This window comes from Roseovarius sp. MMSF_3350, from assembly GCF_030733425.1.
GTDB lineage: Bacteria > Pseudomonadota > Alphaproteobacteria > Rhodobacterales > Rhodobacteraceae > Roseovarius.
In genome coordinates, this window is record NZ_JASHIZ010000002.1 from 156,638 (window position 1) to 181,513 (window position 24,876).

A 24,876-nucleotide genomic window follows, 5' to 3' on the forward strand; every position below is an offset into this window, starting at 1 on the left:
GGGCCGGAAACTCCGGAGAGTGTCCATGCGCCTGCTTCTTGTCAGTCTTGCCTTGTGTCTCGCCGGGATGGCGGCGGCCCAGCAGGCCGCCGACGCATTCCAGCCCGAGGGCGAAGGCGTGGGCGCGGTCGTAACCTCCGATACCGGAGCGGCGGCGCTGGAGGCGAAAGAAGCCGGGCGCCCGGTCGAGGCGCAGGAGTGGATGGTGGCCGCGGCCAACCCGCTGGCGGTCGAGGCCGGAGCGCGGGTATTGCGCGAGGGCGGCACTGCGGCGGATGCGCTGGTGGCGGTGCAACTGGTGTTGGGCCTTGTGGAACCGCAAAGTTCCGGCCTGGGCGGCGGGGCGTTCCTGGTTTGGTACGATGCACAAAGCGGCGGACTGACAACGCTCGACGGCCGGGAAACTGCACCCCTGGCTGCGACACCGACACTGTTCCAGGATGAGGCGGGCGAGCCGCTTTCGTTCTACGATGCGGTCGTGGGGGGCCGGTCGGTGGGTGTTCCGGGTACGCCTGCACTTCTTTCCGAGGCGCATGCCAAATGGGGAAACGCCGCGTGGGAAAGCCTGTTTACGGAAGCCATCGCGCTGGCCGAGGACGGGTTCGAGGTATCGCCGCGGCTGGCCGCGATGGTGGCCCAGGACGCCATTCGCCTTTTCAGGTTCGAGGCGACGCGCGACTATTTCTTCCCCGATGGACAGCGCGTACAACCCGGTGACCTATTGAAGAACCAGGCTTATGCCGACAGCTTGCGACGCTTTGCCGAAGAGGGCGCAGCGCCGTTTTACACGGGCGACATCGCGGCCGACATCGTCGCCACCGTCGCCAATGCGCAAGGCAATCCCGGCGTGATGTCGGCGGTCGACCTTGCGATCTACCGCGTAAAGGAGCGTCCGGCGGTCTGCGCGCCTTACCGTGGCTTCGATGTCTGCGGGATGGGGCCGCCATCCTCGGGCGCGTTGACCGTCGGGCAGATACTGGGGTTGCTGGAGCCATTCGACATCGGGGCGCTCGGGCCGGGCAGCGTCGAGGCCTGGCGGCTCATAGGTGATGCCAGCCGCCTCGCCTTTGCCGACCGGGGCCGCTACATGGCCGACAGCGATTACGTGCCGGTTCCGGTGAAGGGGTTGCTGGACGCAGGTTACCTGGCGGATCGTGCCGAACTTCTGGAGCGCGACACGGCGTTGCAAGAGGTCGTGCCCGGGGAGCCGGAGTTCGATCATGCGCTCGATTTCGCGGATGATGTCTCGATCGAGCTTCCGTCTACCTCGCACGTCTCGATCGTAGACCGCTTCGGCAACGTGGCCTCGATGACCACGACGATCGAGAACGCTTTTGGCTCGCGCCTGATGGTGCGGGGGTTCCTGCTTAACAACGAGTTGACGGATTTCTCCTTTGAAAGTCATGAGAACGGGAGGCCGATCGCGAACCGCGTCGAACCGGGGAAGCGGCCGCGCTCGTCCATGGCGCCGACCATCGTGATGGAGGATGGCGCGCCCGTGCTGGCCGTGGGCAGCCCCGGCGGCAGCCGCATTATCGGCTACGTCGCCAAGACGATCATCGCGCATCTGGACTGGGGTCTCGACGTGCAGGCGGCGATAGATTTGCCCCATCTTGTCAACAGGTTCGGCACCTATGACATCGAGGCGGGCACGCCGGCGATGGAACTGTTGCCGGGGCTTGAGGCGCTGGGGTTCGAAATGGCGCCTCAGGTCCTTGTCTCGGGCCTGCACGCGATCTCCATCGGGGACAGCTTGCAAGGCGGGGCCGATCCGCGGCGCGAAGGTATTGCCCTGGGCGAATAGATCGCGCCGGGAAATCGCCCCGCAGCCATCCCAATCCTGCCCGAATTGGCTGGCATGACCACCTGCAAAACACTTTGCGGAGCAGGTTATGATCAACGCTTATTCCATCGGGTTCGTTCTGACTGCCGGCACCATCCTGGCCGGTGTCGATTACTACGACCAGTCCAACAAAGCCGGCTTTTCGCTGGGGCAGATGACGCCCGGCGCCTATATCGAAACGATCCCGAACAGGTTCACCTCAGCAAAGGAAGAGAAACTGGCCGAACAGGCCGAACGAGAGCGCAAGAGCCGCTGGCGCCAGGGGGGGCAGGTCTACCTGCCCGCCGCGCCCGAGGGATGGGAACGGCGTGCCCTGCTGGAGGGGGACGACAGCGCGATCCTGCCGCCGGAGGCCGGGCTGGACGGAGCGATGAGCAGCTCTACCGGCAAGGGTTTTCTTCAGCAAATGAACGCCCGCGACCACGTCAAGCAACTGAAGGAGCGCGCCGAGCAATCCTGGATCTACCAACGCGGCACGGAAACCGTGTTCGTCGAGGTGCGGCTGGTGGAGCGGCCCAGCTCGAATTCCCTTATCGGTATCGTGGCCAGCGCAATGGACGGCGTCATGATGGATGCCTTCGAACGCAACGTGGGTTATGGTGTCAACGGTGGTTTCGGACTGACCGAGAAGCTGGGACATGACGGCAAGCGGCCCTATCACTTCCGCTACCTCGAAGGGTCGATCGGGTTCGGCCATGAGGTTCACCTGAGGGTTCACGCCAACGCGTCGAGCGAAGCGACCGAGGAAATCCTGAGCCGGATCGACTATGATGGCCTGAACAACCTGCTGCCGCGCCCAGTGCCCAGCGTCGGGAACGATGTCGCTTTGCCGGAAGATATCGACCCGGTCGCACTGAGCTTGGAACTGCACCGCCTGAAATCGGATTTCCTGGGGCTGCGGGCGCGGGAGGCGCAATACAAGATCGAGAACATTGACACGGGCGCCTTGGTTCTGAACGCCTATTCGATGCGTCTTGGAGGTGCTGACGGGGCTGTCGATATCACCGGGGGCAAGGTCACGGACCTGAGCGGACTGATCGAGCTGGGGTTTTATCGTGGGCGCGAGGCCGTCATGGCGGGCAAATCCGCCGAGGAGGTGCAGGACGAGGTCACGCAGATGGTCGACACCGTGATGATGGTGGCGGATGCCGAGACCGCCGCCGCCGCCGCCCGCGCCGCCAACGCACCCGAACCGGAAATGTCGCCCGAACTGCAGGCCGAGCTTGCCGCGCTGGGCGGTGCCGCAACCATGCCGGCCACGCCCGGACAATCGTCAGATGCACCCGACACGGCGGCGATTGCCGCCGCCAACCGGGCGCGGGATATGGAAGCCTCGGCCGGCGGCAAGATCCTGATGCAGGTCGACGAAGCGCAAAGCGACCGCGAGGCGGGCAAGATTTTCTCGAAAGCTATCGATCTTGTCGCGTTCGAGTCGTTCCGGTCGGCCCGCAACGCCACGGACGAGGAGATGGAGGCGGGAATGGCGATCGCTGCTTCGGGGTTCGAGAGCAAGCACGATCTGCCGCAGGGCAGTTGCAGCTTCGACATGGGCGCGCTGCGGCTGGAATGCGACACGTCGAAGGGGGTGCAACCCAACGGCCTGCTGTCCAAGCTGATCAGCGAGGTCACAGGCGGTGAGGAAGGCGCATCGCCGGTCCCACAACGCGAAGAACCGGCGGTCAAGCCCAAGCGGCTGGAGCTGTCGAACGGCAAGGCCGGTTCCGGGCAGCGCTGCGTCGGAAGCTTCTGCGACTAAATCCGACCTGTCTTAACGAAACCTGAACGCACCGTACCCGAGGATGGGGGCGGTGCGTCGTTTTTGTTCCGTGACATGTCGGATGGACCCGCCGCACGTTTACAGGCGTGATAAAACGCACGCCAGCAGACCTGCCAAGGGAGTCGGATGGCATGAAGACCCAAGTCAAAGCACTGATCGTCGGCGGCGGAGCCGTCGGAACCTCGATTGCCTATCATCTGGCCCGCGCAGGCTGGGAAGACGTCATGCTGATCGAGCGCGACGAGTTGACCTCCGGCTCGACCTGGCACGCCGCGGGCCTCTTGCCCTATTTCAACATGTCCTATGCGACGACGCATATTCATGACTACTCGATCAAGTTCTACAAGACGCTGGAAGAAGAGACCGGACTGAACGCCGGGTTCTCGGTCGTGGGCAACTTGCGCATGGCGCAGAGCAAAGAGCGTATGGATGAATATATGCTTTACGCCTCGACCGCCGAGACCTGTGGCGTGCCCTATGAGTGGATGACGCCCGCGCAGATCAAGGAGCGCTGGCCGCTGGTCAATACCGACGATCTGGAAGGTGCGATCTATCACCCGACCGATGGCTACATCAACCCCGCGGACGTCACCATGGCGATGGCCAAGGGCGCGCGTCAGCGCGGCGTGATGATCGAGCGCAAGTGGCAGGCCGACGGCTTTGAATGGAAGGGCGATCACTGGGATGTCACGCTAACCAAGATGATCGAGAAGGGCGGCAACCTGGTGCCCTCGGAAGAGCAGATTGTCGTGTCGGCAGAGCATGTTGTGACCGCCAGCGGCAACCACGCGCAGCGCACCGCGCGGATGCTGGGCATCAAGATGCCGGCAATCCCGGTGGAACACCAGTTCATCGTCACGGAGCCTGATGCCGAACTGGTCAAGTACCGCCAGGACGGCGGCGAAGAGCACCCGGTTCTGCGCGATGCCGACGCCAAGTGGTACGTCCGCGAAGAGCGTGGCGGCTGGATCCTTGGCCCTTACGAGCTGAACGCGCCGGCACGGTTCGAATATTCGGTGCCGGACACGTTCCGCGCCGACCTCTTCCCGCTGGATCTGGAGCGGATCGAGGAAGAATACATGTCGATGATCCACCGGATCCCGTCGACGGAAACCGTTGGTTTGAAAGACGATTACAACGGCCCGATCTGCTATACACCCGATGGCAACCCGCTGGTCGGTCCCGCGCCGGGGCTTCGCAACATGTGGCTGGCCGAGGGCTTCAGCTTTGGCATCACCGCCGCGGGCGGCACCGGGTATTACCTGGCGCAGCTGATGGTCGAGGGCGAGGCCGAGATCGACATGGCGAGCCTTGATCCCAAGCGGTATTCCTCGGGCTGGATGACGACCGAGTTCGCCGCGCGCAAGAACGAGGAAGCCTACGAGCACGTCTATATCCTGCACCATCCGGACGAGGAGCGGCCCGCTTGCCGCCCGCTGCGCACGGCGCCCGCCTATGACCGGCAAAAGGCACGCGGCGCGCAGTTCGGGTTCGTCAACGGCTGGGAAAGACCCAACTATTTCGGGCCCTTGGATGCGCCGGACAGCTTTGACCACGATGCGCGGTCCTTCCGTCGCGGCGGCTGGTGGGAGCACACCAAGGCCGAGGCAGAGGCGGTGCGAAATGGTGTGGGCCTGATCGATGCGACGGCATTTACCAAGCACGTGGTGAAGGGGCCCGGAGCGACGGCATTCCTCGATTGGTTCACCTGCAACAAGCTGCCCAAGGTGGGCCGCATCAACCTGACCTATGCGCTGACCGATCATGGCACGACGCGCACGGAATACACCATCGTCCGAACCGGTGAGAATGCGTATTATTGTGTCTCGGCAGGGGCCTGGACGGAATACGACGCCGATTACCTGCGCAAGGCGGCCGAAGAGAAGGCCGAGGAGTTCGGGTATATCGAGATCCAGGACGTCACCAGCCAATGGGGTGTGTTCGCCATCGCGGGGCCGAAATCGCGCGATGTGCTGAACGAGGTCATCAAGGACGCCGATCCGGCTACGGCCTTGAACAACAAGCGTTTTCCGTGGCTGTCGTGCCGCGAGATCGAGCTGGGCATGTGTCCGGTGAAGGCGATCCGCGTGGCCTATACCGGCGAGCTGGGATGGGAGCTGCATCATCCGATGGAGATGCAGAACTACCTGTTCGACCTGCTGGAAAAGGCGGGCGAGAAACACGGGATGAAGCTGGTCGGTGCCCGCGCGCAGAACTGGCTGCGGCAGGAGAAATCCTATCGCGCCTTCGGCAACGAGCTGGGCCGCGATGCGACCCCGCTGGAGGCCGATCTGCCGCGCTTTGTCGATCTGGACAAGGACTTCCACGGCAAGGATAAATTGCAGGAGACGGGTGTCCGCTCGAAGTGCTGCACTCTGCTGATCGACGGGCCGCAGGATGCCGATCCGTGGGGTCGCGAGGTGCTCTATACCGAGGACGGCACGCGGGTCGGGCGGCTGACCTCGGGCGGGTATTCGGTGCATTTCGGCAAGTCGATCGGGATGGGATATGTCACGCCTGATCTGGCGGTGGAGGGCACCAGGCTGAAGGTCAAGATGTTCGACAAGCTGTGGGACGCGACCGTGACCTGCGACAGCCCCTACGATCCGAAGAACGAGACCATCCGCAAGGATGGGTGAGGGGTGCGCGACCCGGGGTGTTAACGGCTGAAACCCGTGTCGGTATCACGTCGGTATTTCAGTGGTAACGCGTCGGTGCCTTTCGCGCCGGCGCGTTTCTTAATGGAGCGTTCGGGACGGACCGGTGGATTTCGCCCTGGAGGTCCCGGGTCAGGCCCGGGACGGGGTAGGCCGTCAGCGGGTGCGCGCCCGAAGCCAGCGCTGCCAGGTGGCGCGGTTGCCGGCGAAGACGTTGATGTCGACGCCGCCGCCGACGCCCGGCACCACGCCGGTGCCGGTATATTGCCAAAAGCTCCAGCTTTGGCCGGGATAGGTGGTGGCGAGCGTGCGGGCGGTGGAGCGCAGCCAGAACTCCTCGTTCAGCTGGCCGATGCCGGTCTGGCGGTAGAATTCGAGCGTGGTGTAGATGATCGGGCGCTGGCCGTAGTGCCGCTCGAGGATGTCCATGAAGACGCGGGCCTGGCGGCGGACCTCGGCCCCCGGCGGGCGGGTGGTGCAGGTCGGTGAATAGGGGTTCCATTCCAGGTCGATCACCGGGGGCAGGGCGCCCCCCTCATTCGGGACGTTGCGGATGAACCAGCGGGCCTGCACCTCGGGCGGGGTGCAGAAATAGTAGAAGTGATAGGCGCCGCGGGCGACGCCGGCCCGGGCCGCGCCGCTCCAGTTTTGGGCGAACTTGGGGTCGAGGCGGTCGCCGCCCTCGGTGGCCTTGATGAAGGCGAATTCGATGCCGGACTGGCGGACGCTGGCCCAGTCGATATCGTTCTGGAAGCGGGAGACGTCTATGCCGTGAATGTCGTAGTTCCAGGGCGGCGGGCCATCCCACTCAACGGGGTCGTTGTCGCCGAAGCGCGGCCCGGCGCAGGCGGCTGTCAGGGTGAGGATGCAAAAGGCCAGCGCCGCGACGAGAAACCGGATCATGACGTCTCCTGTGATCGTACCATTACAAGGGCCAGGTTGTTGGCCGGCATTTCGGTGCGTGCGGCGACGGCCAGCCCTGACTCGTGCGCCCAACGTAACATGTCGGTGTCGTTCTTGTAGCCCGCTTCCGGGTGATCGGCGCGGATGGCGGCATCGAAACGCGCATCGCCTTCGGACGTGGCCCGGCCGTTGCGCAGGAACGGGCCGTAGACGATGAAACGGCCCGTTGGGGAGAGGGCGCGGGATGCCTCGGCGATGAGAGTTCGGGCGGCGGAGGTCGAGACCAGGTGCAGGAGGTTGACCAGCAGGATGAGGTCAAAGCCGTTGTGGGTGGCGGACCAGCCGGGTTGGGTGGCGTCGAGGTGGACAGGCGGCCGTATGGTGCCCTCGGGTGCGTCGGTGGACCATGCGGCGATGGAGGCGCGGCGTTCTTCGACGATCTCGGTCGGCTGCCAGATGAGGCCGGGCAGATGGGTTGCGAAATGGGTGACGTGCTGGCCGGTGCCGGAGGCGATTTCCAGCGCGGTGCCAGAGGCGGGAGCATGGGAGCGCAACAGGTCGAGGATCGCGTCGGCGTTGCGTTCGGCGGCGGGGGCGTGCAGGCGTGCGCCTGTCCCCTGGTGGGCGACGGAGATGCGGGGCGGCGTGTCGGTCATAATGACAGTTGGGACGGGATCGGTGCGGGGTGCAAGGGGGATTCCGACAGCCAGAGGTCCCGGGTCAGGCCCGGGACGGGTCGGCGCGGAATGATCGCCGGTGTCTGCAGACGGCAAGGCGCGTGGGTTTCACCCACCCTTTGAGACGCCCCGCCGGGTAGGGCGGGGCTTTGACGTTTAGTTCGGGATCTCGGCGGTGAGACCTTCGACGAAGAAATCCATGCCCAGCAGCGTGGCGTCATCGGCCACTTCGCCATCGGCCAGCCAGGGCGTGCCGTCCTGCTTGTTCAGCGGGCCGGTGAAGGGGTGGTATTCGCCCGCCGCGATGGCCTCTATCATCGCCAGCGCCTCTTCTCTCACGTCCGCCGGCACCGCGTCGGTGATCTCGCCGATCTCGACCATGCCGGGGGCGATGCCGTCCCATGTCTCGGTGCTTTCCCAGGTGCCGTCGATCACGGCCTGGGTGCGGGCGATGTAGTAGGGCGCCCAGTTGTCGATGATGGAACTGACGCGCGGCGTGGGCTTGTACTCGGCCATGTCGGAGGCCTGACCGAAGGTGATGACGTCACCGGCCTTTTCCGCCGCGGCCTGCGGTGCGGTCGAGTCGGTATGTTGCAGGATCACGTCGGCGCCCTGGTCGATGAGGGCGGTGGCCGCGTCGGCCTCTTTCGGGGGGTCGAACCAGGTGTAGGCCCAGATCACCTTGAACTCGACCTCCGGGTTCACCTTGCGCGCGTGGATATAGGCGGCGTTGATGCCGCGGATCACCTCGGGGATGGGGAAGGAGGCGATGTAGCCGATGATGTTCGACTCCGTCATCTTGCCGGCGATATGGCCCTGGATCGCGCGGCCCTCGTAGAAGCGGGCGGAGTAGACCGAGACGTTGTCTGCGGTCTTGAAGCCGGTGGCGTGCTCGAACTTCACGTCCGGGAATTTCTGCGCGACGGCCATGGTGGCGTCCATGAAGCCGAAGGAGGTGGTGAAGATCAGGTCCGCGCCCTGCAGGGCCATCTGGGTGATGGCCCGCTCGGCATCGGCGCCTTCGGGCACGCTTTCGCGGAACACGGTTTCGACCTGGTCGCCGAAGTGTTCCTCGACCGCGAGGCGGCCCTGGTCGTGTTCATAGGTCCAGCCGCCGTCGCCGACGGGGCCGACGTAGATGAAGCCGACCTTGGTCTTGTCCTGCGCCAGCGCGGGCAGGGCGAGGCCGAGCGTCAGGGCGGCGGCGCCGAGGATGCGGGTGAGGGTCATTGAGATCTCCCTGTTGGTGTGGTTGGCCTCACTCGGAGGCATGGAACATGCGGCCCAGCGAGCCGGGCGCGCGGGATTTGTCGCCCGACATGATGACCAGCACGAGAATGGTGATCAAGTAGGGCGACATGGAAAGGTATTCCGCCGGGATCGGGATGCCGGTGGGCTGAAGGTTGAGTTGCAGCACCGAAATGCCGCCGAAGAGCCAGGCACCTAATAGGACGCGGCCGGCCTTCCAACTGGCGAAGACGACGAGGGCCAGCGCGATCCAGCCGTATCCGGCGGTCATGCCTTCGGTCCATTGCGGCACGCGCACGAGGGAGAGGTAGGCGCCGCCCAGCCCCGCGCAGGCGCCGCCGAAAAGGATCGCCAGCAGGCGGACGCGCACGACCTTGTAGCCCAGCGCGTGGGCGGCGTCGTGGTTCTCGCCCACCGCGCGCAGGATCAGGCCCAGCCTCGTGTATTTCAGCATCGCCCAGACGGCCGCCACAAGGGCGAGGGCGAGATAGACCATGAGGTCGTGGGAAAAGAGGATGGGGCCGACGATGGGCAGGTCCGACAGGACGGGGATATCGAGCGCGCGCGTGGGCGGCGGCTTGATGCCCTGGTAGCCCTGGCCCAGCAGAGCGCTGAGCCCGAGGCCGAAAAGCGTGAGGGCAAGGCCCGAGGCGACCTGGTTGGCCAGGGCGAACTGGGTCAGAAAGCCGAAGAGCAGCGCCAGCACCGCCCCGCCAAGGGCGGCTGCCACGAAGCCCACGAATGGCGAGCCGGTGTTGACCGCGATGGCGAAACCGCAGATCGCGCCGGTGATCATCATGCCCTCGACCCCGAGATTGAGCACGCCCGCACGCTCCACGACAAGTTCGCCGATCGCGGCCAGCAGGATCGGGGTGGAGGCCACGATGAGCGACGCCAGAAGCAGCGTGGGATTGATCGCGGAGAGGTCCATCTAGGCCACCTCCGCCGTTTTCCAGCGCAGGCGGAAATGGGTCAGCATGTCGACCGCCAGCAGGAAGAAGAGCAGCATGCCCTGGAACATCTGGATGGCGGCGGCGGGCAGGCCGAGATTGGATTCAGCGGTTTCGCCGCCGATATAGGTGAGCGCCATCAAAAGCCCTGCGAGCAGGATGCCGACAGGGTGCAACCGGCCCAGGAAGGCCACGATGATCGCGGTAAAGCCGTAGCCCACGTTGAAGTCGATGCTGACCTGCCCGGCGGGGCCCGCGACCTCGAACAGGCCGGCAAGGCCCGCGAGCGCGCCGGAAAGGCCGAGGCAGATCAGGGTCAGGCGCGCGGGGGCCACGCCCGCGAATCGCGCGGCGCGCGGCGCCTGTCCCGCCAGCCTGATGTGAAAGCCCAGAACGTGCCGCGTGAGCAGGATATAGGCGAAGATCACGGCGATGAGCGCGGCGACGACCCCCCAGTGAATGCCGGTATTGGCGAAAAGCTCGGCATTGTGGGCCGAAGGATAGTCGCGCAGGTTGCGCGAGCCGGGAAAGCCGCGGCCCTCGGGATTGCGCAAGAGGCCCAGCGCCATCTTGGCCAGCAATTGCTCGGCCACGTAGACCAGCATCAGCGACACGAGGATCTCGTTGGTGCCGAAACGCACCTTCAGAAGGCCCGGGATCATCGCCCAGGCCCAGCCGCCCAAAGCGCCGGCGAGAACCATCAGGGGGAAGATCAGCATCGACTCGGCGGGATAGAAGGCAAGGCCCACGCCGGCGCCGGTGAGCGCGCCGATGATGTACTGCCCCTCGGCGCCGATATTCCAGATATTCGCGCGGAATCCCAGCGCGAGGCCGATGGCGATGAGGATCAGGGGCGCGGCCTTTACCAGCAGTTGCGGGCGGTAATAGGAGGCGAACTCGCCGAAAAGCGGCTCCCAGAAGATCGTCCGGATGGCCTCGACGGGGTCCTGGCCCAGTGCCGCGAACATCGCCCCCCCGGCGATCATGGTGATCACCACGGCAAGTACGGGCGCAACAGCGGACCATGTGCGGGAGGGCTGGGGGCGGCGCTCGAGTGTCAGCACGGGGGGCGTCCCGAGCGGAGGGCGAAATGCCGTTTCTTCCTCTGGCCGAAAATATCCCCGCCGGAGGCAAGAAACTCTTTTCGCGCGGGCTCAGACATGCGCCACCTCCATGTCATGGGCACCGCCCATCATCAGCCCGACCTGTTCGGTCGAGAGGTCGGCGGTGGGGTGGATGTCCGACAGGCGGCCCGCGTTGAGGGCGGCGAAGCGGTCGGAGATCTGCATCAGCTCGTCGAGGTCCTGGCTGATGACGAGGATGGCGGCGCCCCTGGCGGCGAGGTCCATCAGAGCCTGACGGATGAAGGCGGCGGCGGCGGCATCGACGCCCCAGGTGGGCTGGTTGACGACCAGCACCTCGGGGTCATGCGCCATTTCGCGGCCGATGACGAATTTCTGCAGGTTGCCGCCCGACAGCGCGCGGGCAGCGGTTTCGGGGCCGGGCGTGCGGACGTCGAAGGCACCGATCACCTTTTCGGCGAAACCGCGGGCGCGGGGCCAGTCGAGAAAGCCGCGCTGGGACAGGTCCTGTCGCGCGGTGCCGGTGAGCAGGGTGTTCTCGGTAAGGCTCATGTCGGGGGCGGCGGCGTGGCCCAGCCGTTCCTCGGGGGCGGAGAACAGGCCGAGATCACGGCGGGCCTGCGGCGGCAGGCGGCCGATGGGACTGTCGTCGAGACGCAGGGCGTCGGCCGGCACCAGCAATTCGCCCGAGAGCGCGGCCAGGAGTTCGTCCTGCCCGTTGCCCGCGACGCCGCCGATGCCGAGAATTTCGCCGGCATGGAGCGTGAGGGACACGTCCTTGAGCGAGGTGCCGAAGGCGGAGGGGGCGCGAACGCCGAGCGCATCGAGCGTCAGGCGCGGCCGCCCGGGCGCGGTGTCGCGTTTGGCCGGGCTTGCGAAGGCACTGCCCACCATCATTTCGGCCATGGCCTGCGCGGTGGTCTGCGCGGGATCGCAAGTGCCCACGTTGCGGCCCCGGCGCAGGACTGTGGCGCGGTCGCAGAGCGTACGGATTTCTTCCAGCTTGTGGGAAATATAGAGGATCGCCACGCCCTCGGAGGTGAGTTTCCGCAGCGTCTCGAACAGGATCGCCACCTCCTGCGGGGTCAGCACCGAGGTGGGTTCGTCCATGATCAGCAGGCGCGGGTCCTGCAGCAGGCAGCGGATGATCTCGACCCGCTGGCGTTCGCCCGCCGACAGGTCGCCCACGGTGCGCCCGGGGTCGAGCGGCAGGCCGTAGGTCTCCGAGACGTCCCGGATACGGGCGGCGAGGGTGCGCATGGTCGGCGGGGTTTCCATGCCGAGGGCGACGTTCTCGGCCACGGTCAGCGCGTCGAAGAGCGAGAAATGCTGGAACACCATCGCCACGCCGTGGCGGCGGGCGTCGCTGGGTTCGGTGGGGGAATATGGTTTGCCGTGCAGGTGCATGGTGCCGCTGTCGGGTTTGACCAGCCCGTAGATCATCTTGACGAGGGTGGACTTGCCTGCGCCGTTTTCGCCCAGAAGCGCGTGCACCTCGCCGGGGTGGATGTCGAAGGACACGTCCTCGTTGGCGACCACGCCGGGATAGGCCTTGGTCAGCCCTTCGATGCTGAGCAGCGGTTTGGTCACGCGCCGTTATCCCCCGGTTTCGCGGCTACCCGTCCCTGTTAGCCCAAGCCGGGCGGCCACGGCAATGGGGGAGCGGCAAAACGCGGTGTCGCAGCGATGCGCCTGATGCGGATTTGGGCAGATGTCGGGCTTGGCGGCGGGGGCGGCGCTGGATAGTGTGGTGGCATGAGCAGTTCCCCCCGATTCATCCATCTTCGCGTCCATACCGAGTATTCCCTGCTGGAAGGGGCGGTGCGGCTGAAAAAGCTCACGGACCTCTGCACCAGGCACCAGATGCCCGCGGTGGCGGTGACCGACACGAACAACATGTTCGCCGCTTTGGAGTTTTCCGTCACGGCGCAGGGGGCGGGGGTGCAGCCGATCATGGGCTGCCAGATGGATCTGGAATACATGACGCCCGAGCCGGGCAAGCGGCCGGTGCCGCCTGCGCCGGTGGTTCTGCTGGCACAGAACGAGGAAGGCTACGAGAACCTGATGAAGCTCAATTCCGCGCTGTACCTGCGCGGGGACGGGCAGTTGCCGCATCTGACGGTGGAGGATCTGGAGGCGCATGGCGCGTCGGTGATCTGCCTGACAGGCGGGCCGGAGGGGGCGGTGGGCAAGCTCTTGCAACTGGGCCAGCGCCCGGCGGCGGAGGCGTTGATGCAGCGGCTGGCGGGGATCTTCGGAAATCGCCTCTATGTCGAGTTGCAACGGCATCGCGGCGAGGCGGGCGTGCCGGAGGCCGAGGCCAAGACCGAGCGCGGCTTTGTCGAGATGGCCTATGCCATGGAGTTGCCGCTGGTGGCGACGAATGACGTCTATTTCCCCGAAGCCAGGATGTACGAGGCGCATGACGCGATGATCTGCGTCGCGGAAGGGGCTTACGTGGACCAGTCCGAGCCGCGGCGGCGGCTGACGGCGGAGCATTATTTCAAGTCGCCCGCCGAGATGGCGACGCTGTTCGCCGACCTGCCCGAGGCGCTGGAAAACACGGTGGAGATCGCGCAGCGCTGCGCCTTTGGCGCGTATCGGCGCGACCCGATCCTGCCGCGCTTTGCCGATGACGAGGTGGACGAGTTGCGGCGGCAGGCCAAGGAAGGCCTGAAGGAGCGGCTGGCGGTCATTCCGCACGCGGCCCCGGTCGAGGACTACGAGGCGCGGCTGGAGTTCGAGCTGGGGATCATCGAGGGGATGGGCTTTCCCGGTTACTTCCTGATCGTGGCCGATTTCATCAAGTGGGCCAAGGACCATGATATCCCGGTGGGGCCGGGGCGTGGCTCGGGCGCGGGCAGTCTTGTGGCCTATGCGCTGACGATTACCGACCTTGATCCGTTGCGCTACAGCCTGCTGTTCGAGCGGTTTTTGAACCCGGAACGTGTGTCGATGCCCGACTTCGACATCGACTTTTGCATGGATCGCCGGGAAGAGGTGATCCAGTACGTGCAGCAGAAATACGGGCGCGACAAGGTGGGGCAGATCATCACCTTCGGTGCGCTTTTGTCCAAGGCGGCGGTGCGCGATATCGGGCGGGTCTTGCAGATGCCTTACGGCCAGGTGGACCGCCTGTCGAAGATGATTCCGGTGGAGGGGGTGAAGCCCGTCAGCATCGAGAAGGCATTGGCGCAGGAGGACCGTCTGCGTGAGGAGGCCCGCAACGAGGAGGTCGTGGACCGCCTGTTGAAATACGGGATGCAGGTTGAGGGGCTCTTGCGCAACGCCTCGACCCACGCGGCCGGGGTTGTGATCGGGGATCGGTCGCTGGATGAGCTGGTGCCTTTGTACCAGGACCCGCGGTCGGACATGCCGGCAACGCAGTTCAACATGAAGTGGGTCGAGCAGGCCGGGCTGGTGAAGTTCGACTTTCTGGGGCTGAAGACGTTGACGGTCATTCAGAACGCGATCGAGCAGATCCATGCGGGTGGGCGGGATTTGCATACCGCCGCCGATGGGTCCCAGATCTACGAACCCAACGAGGGGGCGGAGAACGATATCGGGCAGATCCCGCTCGATGACGAGAAGACCTATGCGCTTTATGCCAAGGCCAAGACGGTGGCGGTGTTCCAGGTGGAAAGCTCGGGCATGATGGATGCCCTGAAGAGGATGAAGCCCACCTGCATCGAGGATATCGTGGCGCTGGTGGCGCTCTATCGGCCCGGGCCGATGGAGAACATCCCGAAATATTGCGAGGTGAAGAACGGGCTGAGCGAGCGGGATTACCTGCACAAGTCGGTGGACCATATCCTGGACGAGACGCAGGGCATCATCGTCTACCAGGAGCAGGTGATGCAGATCGCGCAGGAGATGGCGGGGTATTCGCTGGGCGGTGCGGACCTGTTGCGCCGGGCCATGGGCAAGAAGATCCAGGAGGCGATGGATGCCGAGCGGCCCAAGTTCATCGCGGGCGCCAAGGAAAACGGGGTGGACGACGCCAAGGCGCTGGAGGTGTGGAACCTTCTAGACAAGTTCGCCAACTACGGCTTCAACAAGTCGCACGCGGCGGCCTATGCGGTGGTCAGCTACCAGACAGCCTGGCTGAAGACCAATCACCCGGTGGAGTTCATGGCGGGCGTCATGAACTGCGATATCCACCTGACGGACAAGCTGGCCGTCTATTTCGAGGAAGTGAAGAAGGGGCTGGAATTGCCCTGGGCGCCGCCTTGCGTGAACCGCTCGGACGCGACCTTCCAGGTGAAGGACGGCGTGTTGCATTATGGCTTGGGCGCGCTCAAGAACGTGGGCGTGGAGGCGATGCGGCTGATCGTGGCGGCGCGGCGTGATGGGGGCGAGGAGGCCCCGGATCAGGTCCGGGGCGGAGGCGGCGAGAAGCCGTTCGTGACGCTCTACGATTTTGCCCGGCGCGTGGATCTGAAGGCGGTGGGCAAGCGGCCCTTGGAGATGCTGGCGCGGTCGGGGGCGTTCGACGAGCTGGACCGGAACCGGCGGCGGGTGTTCGACAGCCTTGAGGCGCTGATGCGCTATTCGGCGGCGATCCATGAACAGAAGGGCTCGGCCCAGGTGTCTCTGTTCGGCGAGGCGGGCGAGGACCTGCCGGAGCCGCGGCTGAGCCCGGTCGAGGACTGGCTGCCGGCCGAGCGGCTGACCGAGGAATATGCCGCGGTGGGGTTCTACCTCTCGGGCCATCCGCTGGACGATTACATGGCGGCGTTGAAGCGCAAGGACGTCAAGACGCTGGACGAGGTCAACGAGCTGGCGGCGCGGTCGGGCGCCGTGGTGGCCAAGATGGCGGGTGTCGTGGCCGGGCGGCAGGAGCGGAAGTCGGCGCGGGGCAACCGATTTGCGTTTGTTCAGCTGAGCGACGTGACCGGCGGCTACGAGGTGACGATGTTCTCGGACACGCTGGAGGTGGCGCGCGGGCATCTGGAGACCGGCAGCCAGGTGGTGATCGTGGTCGAGGCGACGATGGAAAGCGACCAGCTGAAGCTGCTGGCGCGGTCGGTGCAGCCGGCCGATGCGGTGGTCGCGGATGCGGGCGCCAGCGGGCTGAAGATCTTCGTCGACAGCGAGACCGCGATCGGGTCGGTCGCGCAGGTTCTGACCAATGCGCCGACAACCGCGGCGCGAGGCGGGCGCGGGCCGATCAGGTTCTGCCTGATGAACGAGGCGCTGCCCGGCGAGGTGGAGATCGACGCGGGCCGCGAATTTCCGGTCACGCCACAGATCAAGGGGGCGATCAAGAGCCTCGACGGCGTGGTGATGGTCGAGGACCTCTGAACCGGCCTCAGGTGATTCGCATCGGCAACACTTCACCGGTCCGCGGGCGGGCCAGTGGACCGCGCCCCGGTTCTGGGCTAAATCGTTGCCGGGATGCGATGGGACGCCGGGAGGACCATGCGGAAAATTGCGTTGATTTGCGTGCTGGCCCTCGCGGGCTGTGGCGCACCGGAAGCCGAGATCGGCCGCCTGTCGGAGCAGGACGTGCCCGAGGACGCCGGACGGATGGGCGCCGTGCCCGGGCCCGAAGCGCAGGACGAGGCCGCCGGAGGCGGGTTCCTGGCGCGGTTGCTGGGCGGGAGCAACCCGAGCGCGGAGGATGCGCCGCAGGAGACTGCGGAGGCCGACGCCTCGACGCAAACGGCCAGCCTGACACCGCCGGAAACCTATGGCGCGTCGCGGGAGGTCGAGCGGACACCGCGGAAGCGGGGCCTATTCGGGCTGCTGAGCGGCGGCGGCAACACGCCCGCCGAGGGCGCCACGAGTGAGGTCGCGCCGGGAACGGTACTGCCCTATGGCCGGGTCGCACGGGTGTGCGGGATGAGCGACCGGCAGATGGGCCGGCGGGTCGAGACCTACCCCGAGCGGCGCGGCACCTACGCGCTTTACGACAGTTCGCCGGGCAGCACGACGCTGCGGACCTTCTACCTGACCGGGTTCGATGATGGCTGTGCGCGACAGTTTTCGGCCGCGGTTGCGGTGCTGGCGGGGGCGGAGTCGCACGAGCAGCTGCGGTACGGTCTGCCAACCGAGGTTCACCCCTACAGCACGACCGACAAGGCGTATGAGGACCTCAAGTCGCGCGTGTGCAGGGTGGGCCGGGGCAAGCCCTGTGGCAACCGGATAGGCCGGCTGGAGAACGACACGGTGTTCGTCAGCATCTACGAGCGGTTCGGCAGCAACGCGCAGTGGAACACGGTCCTGGTGCATGACGGGGATGTTCTGGCGCAGGATCGCAAGGGCGGCTGAGGCGGGCCGCGCCGGGTTGGGGGCTTACCAGTGAGGCGGGCGGCTGTCGCCCACGACGTCCTGTCCGTCCAATGCCGTTTCGCGCTCGGCCTCGCGCTCCAACAGCAATTGGACGCGCCGGTTGAGCAGGGCGATCACCGTCTCCTGCCGGGCGACGGTGTCGGACAGGTCGTCCACGGCCCGGATCAGGTGGGCGATTTTCTCTTCGAGCTCTTGCATATCTGGCCTATCGACTGCGGTTCGATGCAGAATTGGCCCTATTCCCGCCCCATTCAAGGGGAAAAGCCGCCATGGCCTTTCGGCCCGCATCTTGCCGTGCTTGCCCCGCAAGGCGCCTTCGGCTAGACCGCGCCGCAAAGCCCCCAGCCAAGGAATTAGGGACATGGCGAAGACCAAGAAGGCCCCGCGCCCCAAGGCGGAAACGCCCAAGGGGTTCCGCGATTATTTCGGTGTCGAGGTGACCGAGCGCGCCGAGATGCTGCGCAAGATCGCCGGGGTCTATCATCGTTATGGCTTCGACGCGCTGGAGACGAGCGCGGTGGAGACGGTCGAGGCGCTGGGCAAGTTCCTTCCGGATGTCGACCGGCCGAACGAGGGCGTCTTTGCCTGGCAGGAGTTCGACGAGGACGACAAGGGCGACTGGATGGCGCTGCGCTATGACCTGACGGCGCCGCTGGCGCGGGTCTATGCGCAGTATCGCAACGATCTGCCGACGCCATATCGCCGCTATGCGATGGGGCCTGTGTGGCGCAACGAGAAGCCGGGGCCGGGGCGGTACCGGCAGTTTTATCAATGCGACGCGGACACGGTGGGCACGGCCAGCATGGCGGCCGATGCGGAGATCTGCGCGATGCTGGCGGACACGCTGGAAGAGGTGGGGATTCCGCGCGGGGATTACCTCATTCGGGTGAACAACAGGAAGGTTCTGAACGGGGTGCTGGAGGTCATGGGCCTTGACGAAGGCGAGCAGCGCGATGCGGTTCTGCGGACCATCGACAAGTTCGACAAGGTGGGTGAGGAGGGCGTGCGGGCGCTCTTGACCGAAGGGCGGCTGGACGCGTCGGGGGCCTATATCGACGGTGTGGGGCTGACCCATGCGCAGGCCAAGCCGGTGCTGGCGTTTCTGACTTCGAAATCCGACGATGCCGCGCAGACGCTGGCCAACCTGCGCGACGCTGTGGGCGAAAGCGCGATGGGCGCGGAGGGTGTGCAGGAGCTCGAGGCGATTGCCGATCTGCTGGCGGCGCAGGGCTATGGGCCGGACCGGATCGTGATCGACCCGAGCGTTGTGCGGGGCCTGGGGTATTATACCGGCCCCGTGTACGAGGCGGAGTTGACCTTCGAGATCCGCGACGACAAGGGCCGCAAGCGGCAGTTCGGATCGGTCGCGGGCGGGGGGCGCTATGACGACCTCGTGAAGCGGTTCACCGGGCAGGCGGTGCCGGCGACGGGGGTGTCGATTGGCGTGGATCGCCTGCTGGCGGCGCTGCGCGAGAAGGGGCGGATCGGGGGCACGGTCGAGGGTCCCGTGGTGGTGACCGTCATGGACCGCGACCGGATGGCGGATTACCAGGCGATGGTGTCGGAGTTGCGGAGCGTGGGCATTCGTGCGGAGGTGTATCTGGGCAACCCCAAGAACTTTGGCAATCAGCTGAAATACGCGGACCGGCGGGGCAGCCCGGTGGCGGTGATCGAGGGTGGCGAGGAGAAGGACCGCGGGATCGTTCAGATCAAGGACCTGGTCCTTGGCGCGCAGATTGCCGAGAACGCCACGCTGGAGGAATGGAAGGAACGCCCGAGCCAGTTCGAGGTGCCGCGTGACCAGCTGGTGGCGAAGGTGCGCGAGATCCTGGACGGTCAGGGCGGATGAGTATCACTCCCGACAACCGCGCGGCGGTGAAGGCCGAGGCGGCGCGGCTGCGCGACATGTTCGAGGCGGCGGGCGCGGTGCCGGTGGAAACCTCGGTGCTGCAACCGGCGGACACGCTGCTGGATCTTTACGGCGAGGATATCCGGGCGCGGGCCTATGTGACCTCGGACGCGCTGCGGGGCGAGCAGATGCTGCGGCCCGACTTTACCGTGCCGGTGGTTCAGATGCACATGGCGCATTGGGCGGAGCCGGCCTGTTACACCTATGCCGGCGAGGTCTTTCGGCGGCAGGAAGACGACCCGGACCGGGCCAACGAATACCTGCAGGTGGGCTTCGAGATGTTCGACCGGCGCGCGCCCGCCGAGGCCGATGCGCGGGTCTTCGCGGTGATCCACGAGGCGGTGAAGCACCTGCCGTTGCAGGCCGTTATCGGCGATATCGGCATTTTGATGGCCGCGGTCGAAGGGCTGGAGACGACGGAAAGGCGCAAGGTGGCGCTGCGCCGGCATATCTGGCGACCCCGGCGGTTTCGCGCGTTGATCGAGCGGTTTTCGGGCCGGGCACCGGTGCCGGAGAGCCGGGCGGCGCTCTTGAAGGCGAGGGACCCGATGGCCTGCGACGCGCCGATGATCGGGCTGCGCGGACCGGACGAGATCGCGGCGCGGATCAAGGCGCTGCGCGAGGATGCGGACGCTCCGCCGCTGGCGGCGCGGGACGTGGAGTTGCTGGACGCGGTTCTGGCGGTGCGCGAGAGCGCTGACAACGCGCTGGAGCATCTGCGCGACATCGCGGTGGACATGCCGGCGATTTCGGGTGCGGTGGAGTTGCTGGCCCGCCGGCTGGAGGCGCTGGAGCGCGCGGGCGTGGCGCCGCAGACGCTTGAGTTCGAGGCCAGCTATGGCCGGACGCAGATGGAATATTACGATGGCTTCGTGTTCGGCTTCTTGGTGCCCAAACGCCCGGACCTGCCCCCCGTTGCCACGGGCGGGCGCTATGACGCGCTGACCCGGCGGCTGGGCGGGGGCGACGAGATTCCGGCGGTGGGCGGCGTCATCCGTCCCGACCAGGTGGTGGCGCTGGAGGGCGGGGCATGAGCGTGAAGATCGGTGTGCCCTCGAAGGGCCGGTTGATGGAGAAGACCTTTGGCTGGTTCGCGGACCGCGGTGTGGAACTGGGCCGGAGCGGGGAAGAGCGCGAATACGCGGGCTTTGTCCGGGGCGTCGAGAATGTAGAGCTGGTGCTGTTGTCGGCGGGGGAGATCCCGCGCGAGCTGGCCGCGGGCCGGATCCACCTCGGCGTGACGGGCCAGGACCTGATACGCGAGAAGCTGGGCGGCTGGGAGCAGGTGGTGGAAGAGGTCGAGGTGCTGGGCTTTGGTGCCGCCGACCTTGTGCTGGCGGTGCCGCAGGCGTGGGTGGACGTGGGCACGCTGGATGATCTGGATGCGGCGGCGGCGGCGTTTCGCGAGCGGCACGGGTTCCGGTTGCGGATCGCGACGAAGTATCACCGGCTGGTGCGGGAGTTTCTACGCGACAACGGCGTGGCGGATTACCAGCTGGTCGACAGCCAGGGCGCGACCGAGGGCACGGTCAAGAACGAGACGGCGGAGGCGATTGCCGATATCACCTCGTCCGGGGACACGCTGCGGGCCAATCACCTGAAGACGCTGGAGGACGGGATGATCCTGCGCAGTCAGGCGACATTGTTCCGGTCGCGCAGGGTGGCGCATGACCCGGGGGATCATGCGGCGCTGAAGACGCTGCTGGATACGCTGGGCGTGGACTGAGGTCTTCTTTTAGTATTTTTGGAACAGTGAAGACCTGCCGGTGCCATGATCCGGCGGCGGTGCGGGGCGTGGGCGGTGTGGATTTGCGTATTTCCGGCAAGAAAAAGCCCGGGGTGCGGTGATGCAGCCCGACGTGCGGCAGCCCTTTTCTTTTGGGGGTGTCCGCAAACCGTGTTGGTTGGTTTCGCCTTAGCCTAAAAGGGCTTATGTTCCCCCGCTTTTGCAGCGGAGGATGACCTTGCTACACCACGACTTTCGCCGTTTTCTCGATGCCCTCGACAAGCTGAACCCGACCCAAATCTAGGACGCCCAGACGAAGATCCGGGATCTCCGGCAAGAAACGGAGGCGATCTTGGAGATCGAAGCGCGGACAAACCAAGGCCACAAGTGTCCGTTCTGCGGCGACGAGCGGCGTCAGAAATGGGACCGCACCAGAACCAAGGTCCAGCGCTACCGATGCTGCGGCTGCCAAAAGACCTATTCAGGACGAACCGGGAGCGCCATCGGCCGCATCCATCGACCCGACCTGTTCATGGAGGCGCTGAAGGATATGCTGGACACTTCCGCACCGCAGTCGGTGCGGAAGCTCGCCAGGCAGCTCGACCTCAACAAAGACACGATCTCGCGCTGGCGGATGCTCGTGTTCTCGATCATCAGGAACAGCAGCGCAGCCGCGGGATTCTCCGGAATTATCGAAGCTGATGAGACCTATCAGCGGGAGTCCCGCAAGGGATCACGGGAGTGGGTTCCATACTTCGCCGACACCCATAATGAGTCGCGGCCGCCGCGTCCCCGGTGGGAAGACTTCACCACAAAAGGGCTGAAGATGATGCGCGGCCTCTCGAAGTGGCAGCTTCCCATTCCGCCACATTCGAAGGAAGCCCTCGCCGGTGCCTTCCGCAGCCTACGCGGCCACTCTCCTGGTCGCGCTTCTTGCCCGTAAGGTTCCGGCAAGGAGCGCGATGACGGCGAAGCAGATCACGGCGGGACCCGCGCCTGGACCTGCCATCAGAAACCCGAAGAGAGGGGCTCCGGCCGTCTGGCCCACGGCGATGGTCAGGAACCCGATCATGAGCCCGGTCGCGGGGCGGTCCGGCAGGGCGTGCGTGCCCCAGACGAGGTAGACCCCCGTCAGCATCACATACGCCGCCCCGAAGAGTGCGCCCCCGATCAAGGCGAGGGCTGGAGTAGCAAGGCCCGATCCGACCGCGATTATGCTCGCCGCCATCAGACCCAGGAAAGTCCAGTGAACCGGGTCAGGACCGAACCGGCCAACGAGCGTGCCGGCCCAGGCTCCGGCAATGCCTCCAGCGCCGATGCAGGTCCAAAGGATGCCGGTTCCGGTCGGCCCCCATCCCAGCTGCTGCGAAACGAGCTGGCCTCCAAAGGACCACAGGGCGGTGCTCGCAGCTCCCATCAGGAACGACGCGGAGATCAGGCGCACCACCGGGCCATTCATCGGAGGCAGACCGCCGGCGCCTTGCCCGCCCCGAGAGGCCGGAAGGGAGACTGCCGCCGCGAGCGCGAGCACCACCGCCACGGCTGTGAAGGCGCCGAAGGCCAGCCGCCACTGCCCGGCGATCGCCAAGGCGATCGGTCCCGAAAGGGCGACGCCTGCGCTCGTCCCGGCATTGATCACCGTATTCGTGAGATCCTGACGGCTCTTGCGCACCGCGGCCGCCACGGCCGCGGCCATGGGCGGGGAGGCAAGTCCCGTGCTCGATCCCGCCACCACCACGGCGATGGCGAGGATCAGCGGCGACGGCGCGAGTGCGATCCCGGCCATGCCGGCGGCGGCGACGATTGCCGCCGCCACAGCGACAGCCCGCGCGCCGATCCGTTCCGTCAGCACCGCCGAGGCGACGATGGCGATGCAGTAGCCGGCGAACGAGCCGCCGGAGATGATACCGCTAACCGAGGGGCCGAGGCCCAGATCACTGTCGATCTGCGGCAGGAATAGACCGAAGGCGAAGCGGGCGAAGCCGTAGCAGACCGCGATCAGGCCGAAACCTATTGCACCAATGCGAAGGGCGGGGCTCATGTGCGCGCCCTTTCCATTAGGATGGCGGCAGCCGCCCTTGCGGCGGAGACGGCGTCTGCACCCCGGTAGACCGCCGCCTGGGTCGCTCCTTCGAGGAGAACCAGCACCTGTTCGGCCAAGACCGGGTCTTGGCGTCCGAGGTCCACTGCGACAACCTCCTCGATCCGTAGATGGAACGCCGCCTTGTGCATCGCGACCGCCTCGGCGATCTCGGGCGTGTCGCCGCCTGTTTCGGCGCGTGATCGCAGAAACAGACACCCTCGCGTGCCCTCGACCCGCACCCAGTCCTCAAGCGCCGCGAACAGCGCATCGACGCTCTGCACCTCGAGCCGAGCCATGAAGCGCCGGTCCCGCTCCGTCAGCACCCGCGCCATGAGCTGCGCCTTGCTGCCGGCATGCTTGTAAAGTGTCCGGCTCGACATCCCCGCAGCGGCGGTCAGACGGTCCATTCCGGTGGCCATGTAGCCGTGCCGATCGAAGAGCCGCTCGGCGGCGGCCGTGAGCTTGTTGGTCATGTCCATGAGAGCTTCCTTCGGTGTCCATGGGCATAATGTAAAACGATCGTTTTACATTGCAAGTTGGTAGGGGCAGAAGTCAGTTCTGTCCGCACGGCGGACCAACACGGTTTGCTCCGCTGGCGGTGCAGGGTGCCAAGTTGAGGTTCGAAGAGCGCAGGCGCGGTGATCGGGACAGGTGGACGCGCCGCATGGACGGACAGGTGATGGAAACGGTGCAATGGGCCACGTCTGAGGGGCGGCTGGCCGAGCGGATAGGCGCGGTGGTGGCCATCAGCAGGCTGGTGCCGGCGCAGGGTGGGCTGGACCTTGTCGACTGGCGGTTCCGGTGCCTGGGGGTGCCGGTGCCGGGATGCGCGGCGCCGAAGGTCGTAGCGCGCGAGCATCCGGAGGCGGGGCGCTACCGGTTCGAGATTTCCATCGGGCTGCCCTGGGGGCGCGCGCCGGTGCTGCGCTATCACGGGTGGCTAGGTGTGGCCCAGGCGGCGGACGAGGGCGGGTAGATCGGCGACGGTGTCGATGACGTGCTCGGCGCCGGCGTCTTTCAGCAGGGCGGTGGCGTGGGCGCGGAGCGGCGCGATCTCGGCCTCGGTGAGGGCGGCCAGTTCCTCGGGCGTCTTGCCGACCGCGTTGCCGGAGAGGGCGACGCCCACGGTGACACAGCCCGCCGCGACGCCCTCCAGGATGCCGGGGGCGGTATCATCTACCTTGAGGATCGTTTCGGGCGGGTAGGCAACGAGGTCGATCATGCATTTGTACATGCCCAAGGGGCCGGGGCGGCCCTCGGGCAGGTCATCGGAGCACACCAGATTGTCGGGCGCGTAGCCCTGTGCGGCCGCGACGGGCAGGACGTATTGCATGATGGAGCGGGTGTAGCCGGTGGTGGAGCCGATCTTGAGACCCATGGCGCGCAGTTCGGCGATGGCCTCGGCGCAGCCGGGGACGAGGGTGGCGTGATCGGCGGCCACCTTCTCGTTCATGGGCACGAAGACCTTGTAGACGGCATCGACATCCGCGTCGGCGGGGGCGCGGCCATGCTGTTCGTGCCATTGGCGGGCGAGGTCGGGCATGTCGAGCATGGTGCGGATATGGTGCCACTTGGGCGCGCCCATCGGAGCGCGGGCCTGTTCGATCGTGGCGGTGATGCCGAACTGCGCGAAGGCTTCTACGAAGACGCCCATGGGGGCGAAAGAGCCGAAATCGACGGTGGTGCCGGCCCAGTCGAACACGGCGGCGGTGAAGCGGGTCATGCGC

At 66.1% G+C, this 24,876-nt stretch carries 20 protein-coding genes; 10 read left to right on the top strand and 10 right to left on the bottom strand.

The genetic code is table 11. The features are described 5' to 3' along the window. Positions 1–25 precede the first annotated feature (25 nt). The 3 genes from ggt (at position 26) to RBB31_RS03365 (ending at position 6,259) form a co-directional block, all read left to right on the top strand. Positions 26–1,804 carry a gamma-glutamyltransferase gene (gene ggt / locus RBB31_RS03355; RefSeq protein ID WP_306127834.1) on the top strand — a complete coding sequence of 593 codons (1,779 nt, stop codon included), beginning with the start codon at positions 26–28 and terminating at the stop codon, positions 1,802–1,804. A gap of 88 nt (positions 1,805–1,892) precedes the next feature. Beyond that, positions 1,893–3,599: a hypothetical protein gene (locus RBB31_RS03360; protein ID WP_306127835.1), complete on the top strand. Its 1,707-nt coding sequence runs from the start codon at positions 1,893–1,895 to the stop codon at positions 3,597–3,599. A 152-nt stretch (positions 3,600–3,751) separates the two neighbouring features. Continuing rightward, a complete protein-coding gene (locus tag RBB31_RS03365; RefSeq protein ID WP_306127836.1) occupies positions 3,752–6,259 on the top strand; it encodes an FAD-dependent oxidoreductase in 2,508 nt (835 codons plus the stop codon). A 174-nt stretch (positions 6,260–6,433) separates the two neighbouring features. Here RBB31_RS03365 and RBB31_RS03370 read toward each other — a convergent pair whose 3' ends face one another. From RBB31_RS03370 to RBB31_RS03395, 6 genes are all read right to left on the bottom strand, one after another. Then, entirely contained in the window at positions 6,434–7,180 is a 747-nt protein-coding gene (locus RBB31_RS03370) for a GH25 family lysozyme (protein WP_306127837.1), read from the bottom strand. After that, on the bottom strand, positions 7,177–7,836 hold the full coding sequence (locus RBB31_RS03375; protein ID WP_306127838.1) for a DUF938 domain-containing protein: 660 nt from the start codon (positions 7,834–7,836) through the stop codon (positions 7,177–7,179). Before RBB31_RS03375 ends, RBB31_RS03370 begins: the two co-directional genes overlap by 4 nt. A gap of 177 nt (positions 7,837–8,013) precedes the next feature. Beyond that, a complete protein-coding gene (locus tag RBB31_RS03380) occupies positions 8,014–9,087 on the bottom strand; it encodes a BMP family ABC transporter substrate-binding protein (RefSeq protein WP_306127839.1) in 1,074 nt (357 codons plus the stop codon). A gap of 28 nt (positions 9,088–9,115) precedes the next feature. After that, a complete protein-coding gene (locus tag RBB31_RS03385; protein ID WP_306127840.1) occupies positions 9,116–10,036 on the bottom strand; it encodes an ABC transporter permease in 921 nt (306 codons plus the stop codon). After that, complete coding sequence (locus RBB31_RS03390; protein WP_306127841.1) at positions 10,037–11,119, bottom strand: ABC transporter permease; 1,083 nt, start codon at positions 11,117–11,119, stop codon at positions 10,037–10,039. It abuts the gene before it with no gap. 90 nt (positions 11,120–11,209) lie between these two features. Continuing rightward, a complete protein-coding gene (locus RBB31_RS03395; protein ID WP_306127842.1) occupies positions 11,210–12,727 on the bottom strand; it encodes an ABC transporter ATP-binding protein in 1,518 nt (505 codons plus the stop codon). Positions 12,728–12,892: 165 nt separating this feature from the next. Here RBB31_RS03395 and dnaE point away from each other — a divergent pair, with 165 nt between their 5' ends. After that, positions 12,893–16,441 (top strand): DNA polymerase III subunit alpha, encoded by a 3,549-nt coding sequence (gene dnaE / locus RBB31_RS03400; protein ID WP_306127843.1) that lies wholly within the window; start codon positions 12,893–12,895, stop codon positions 16,439–16,441. A 117-nt stretch (positions 16,442–16,558) separates the two neighbouring features. Continuing rightward, positions 16,559–17,410 (top strand): hypothetical protein, encoded by an 852-nt coding sequence (locus tag RBB31_RS03405; protein ID WP_306127844.1) that lies wholly within the window; start codon positions 16,559–16,561, stop codon positions 17,408–17,410. Positions 17,411–17,434: 24 nt separating this feature from the next. Here the strand turns inward: RBB31_RS03405 and RBB31_RS03410 are convergent, their stop codons facing one another. Continuing rightward, the gene (locus RBB31_RS03410) at positions 17,435–17,629 is read right to left on the bottom strand and encodes a SlyX family protein (protein ID WP_306127845.1); all 195 of its coding nucleotides are present in this window, start codon (positions 17,627–17,629) and stop codon (positions 17,435–17,437) included. A gap of 163 nt (positions 17,630–17,792) precedes the next feature. Between RBB31_RS03410 and hisS the strand changes: the two genes are divergently transcribed. The 4 genes from hisS (at position 17,793) to RBB31_RS03430 (ending at position 22,009) form a co-directional block, all read left to right on the top strand. Continuing rightward, on the top strand, positions 17,793–19,280 hold the full coding sequence (hisS, locus tag RBB31_RS03415; protein WP_306127846.1) for a histidine--tRNA ligase: 1,488 nt from the start codon (positions 17,793–17,795) through the stop codon (positions 19,278–19,280). Beyond that, positions 19,277–20,374 (top strand): ATP phosphoribosyltransferase regulatory subunit, encoded by a 1,098-nt coding sequence (locus RBB31_RS03420; RefSeq protein WP_306127847.1) that lies wholly within the window; start codon positions 19,277–19,279, stop codon positions 20,372–20,374. Before hisS ends, RBB31_RS03420 begins: the two co-directional genes overlap by 4 nt. Then, the gene (hisG, locus tag RBB31_RS03425; RefSeq protein WP_306127848.1) at positions 20,371–21,066 is read left to right on the top strand and encodes an ATP phosphoribosyltransferase; all 696 of its coding nucleotides are present in this window, start codon (positions 20,371–20,373) and stop codon (positions 21,064–21,066) included. The genes RBB31_RS03420 and hisG overlap by 4 nt, the downstream gene beginning before the upstream one ends. A 352-nt stretch (positions 21,067–21,418) precedes the next feature. Then, positions 21,419–22,009, top strand: coding sequence for a hypothetical protein (locus tag RBB31_RS03430; protein WP_306127849.1), 591 nt, complete (start codon positions 21,419–21,421; stop codon positions 22,007–22,009). Here the strand turns inward: RBB31_RS03430 and RBB31_RS03435 are convergent. Both RBB31_RS03435 and RBB31_RS03440 read right to left on the bottom strand, forming a co-directional pair. After that, complete coding sequence (locus RBB31_RS03435) at positions 21,971–23,107, bottom strand: MFS transporter (RefSeq protein WP_306127850.1); 1,137 nt, start codon at positions 23,105–23,107, stop codon at positions 21,971–21,973. The two genes, RBB31_RS03430 and RBB31_RS03435, sit on opposite strands and share 39 nt — an antisense overlap. Next, on the bottom strand, positions 23,104–23,628 hold the full coding sequence (locus RBB31_RS03440) for a TetR/AcrR family transcriptional regulator (protein WP_306127851.1): 525 nt from the start codon (positions 23,626–23,628) through the stop codon (positions 23,104–23,106). The genes RBB31_RS03435 and RBB31_RS03440 overlap by 4 nt, the downstream gene beginning before the upstream one ends. Before the next feature lie 119 nt (positions 23,629–23,747). Between RBB31_RS03440 and RBB31_RS03445 the strand changes: the two genes are divergently transcribed. Further along, on the top strand, positions 23,748–24,125 hold the full coding sequence (locus tag RBB31_RS03445) for a DUF4166 domain-containing protein (RefSeq protein WP_306127852.1): 378 nt from the start codon (positions 23,748–23,750) through the stop codon (positions 24,123–24,125). On the opposite strand, the gene phnX is transcribed toward RBB31_RS03445, so the two are convergent. After that, positions 24,090–24,872 carry a phosphonoacetaldehyde hydrolase gene (phnX, locus tag RBB31_RS03450; RefSeq protein ID WP_306127853.1) on the bottom strand — a complete coding sequence of 261 codons (783 nt, stop codon included), beginning with the start codon at positions 24,870–24,872 and terminating at the stop codon, positions 24,090–24,092. The two genes, RBB31_RS03445 and phnX, sit on opposite strands and share 36 nt — an antisense overlap. Positions 24,873–24,876: the final 4 nt, after the last annotated feature.

Coding starts and splice junctions, on each gene's coding strand:
- hisS (WP_306127846.1), top strand. CDS start 17,793: ATGGCGAAGACCAAGAAGGCCCCGCGCCCCAAGGCGGAAACGCCCAAG.
- RBB31_RS03410 (WP_306127845.1), bottom strand. CDS start 17,629: ATGCAAGAGCTCGAAGAGAAAATCGCCCACCTGATCCGGGCCGTGGAC.
- RBB31_RS03360 (WP_306127835.1), top strand. CDS start 1,893: ATGATCAACGCTTATTCCATCGGGTTCGTTCTGACTGCCGGCACCATC.
- RBB31_RS03365 (WP_306127836.1), top strand. CDS start 3,752: ATGAAGACCCAAGTCAAAGCACTGATCGTCGGCGGCGGAGCCGTCGGA.
- dnaE (WP_306127843.1), top strand. CDS start 12,893: ATGAGCAGTTCCCCCCGATTCATCCATCTTCGCGTCCATACCGAGTAT.
- RBB31_RS03435 (WP_306127850.1), bottom strand. CDS start 23,107: ATGAGCCCCGCCCTTCGCATTGGTGCAATAGGTTTCGGCCTGATCGCG.
- RBB31_RS03385 (WP_306127840.1), bottom strand. CDS start 10,036: ATGGACCTCTCCGCGATCAATCCCACGCTGCTTCTGGCGTCGCTCATC.
- RBB31_RS03380 (WP_306127839.1), bottom strand. CDS start 9,087: ATGACCCTCACCCGCATCCTCGGCGCCGCCGCCCTGACGCTCGGCCTC.
- RBB31_RS03420 (WP_306127847.1), top strand. CDS start 19,277: ATGAGTATCACTCCCGACAACCGCGCGGCGGTGAAGGCCGAGGCGGCG.
- phnX (WP_306127853.1), bottom strand. CDS start 24,872: ATGACCCGCTTCACCGCCGCCGTGTTCGACTGGGCCGGCACCACCGTC.
- RBB31_RS03370 (WP_306127837.1), bottom strand. CDS start 7,180: ATGATCCGGTTTCTCGTCGCGGCGCTGGCCTTTTGCATCCTCACCCTG.
- RBB31_RS03375 (WP_306127838.1), bottom strand. CDS start 7,836: ATGACCGACACGCCGCCCCGCATCTCCGTCGCCCACCAGGGGACAGGC.
- ggt (WP_306127834.1), top strand. CDS start 26: ATGCGCCTGCTTCTTGTCAGTCTTGCCTTGTGTCTCGCCGGGATGGCG.
- RBB31_RS03405 (WP_306127844.1), top strand. CDS start 16,559: ATGCGGAAAATTGCGTTGATTTGCGTGCTGGCCCTCGCGGGCTGTGGC.
- hisG (WP_306127848.1), top strand. CDS start 20,371: ATGAGCGTGAAGATCGGTGTGCCCTCGAAGGGCCGGTTGATGGAGAAG.
- RBB31_RS03440 (WP_306127851.1), bottom strand. CDS start 23,628: ATGGACATGACCAACAAGCTCACGGCCGCCGCCGAGCGGCTCTTCGAT.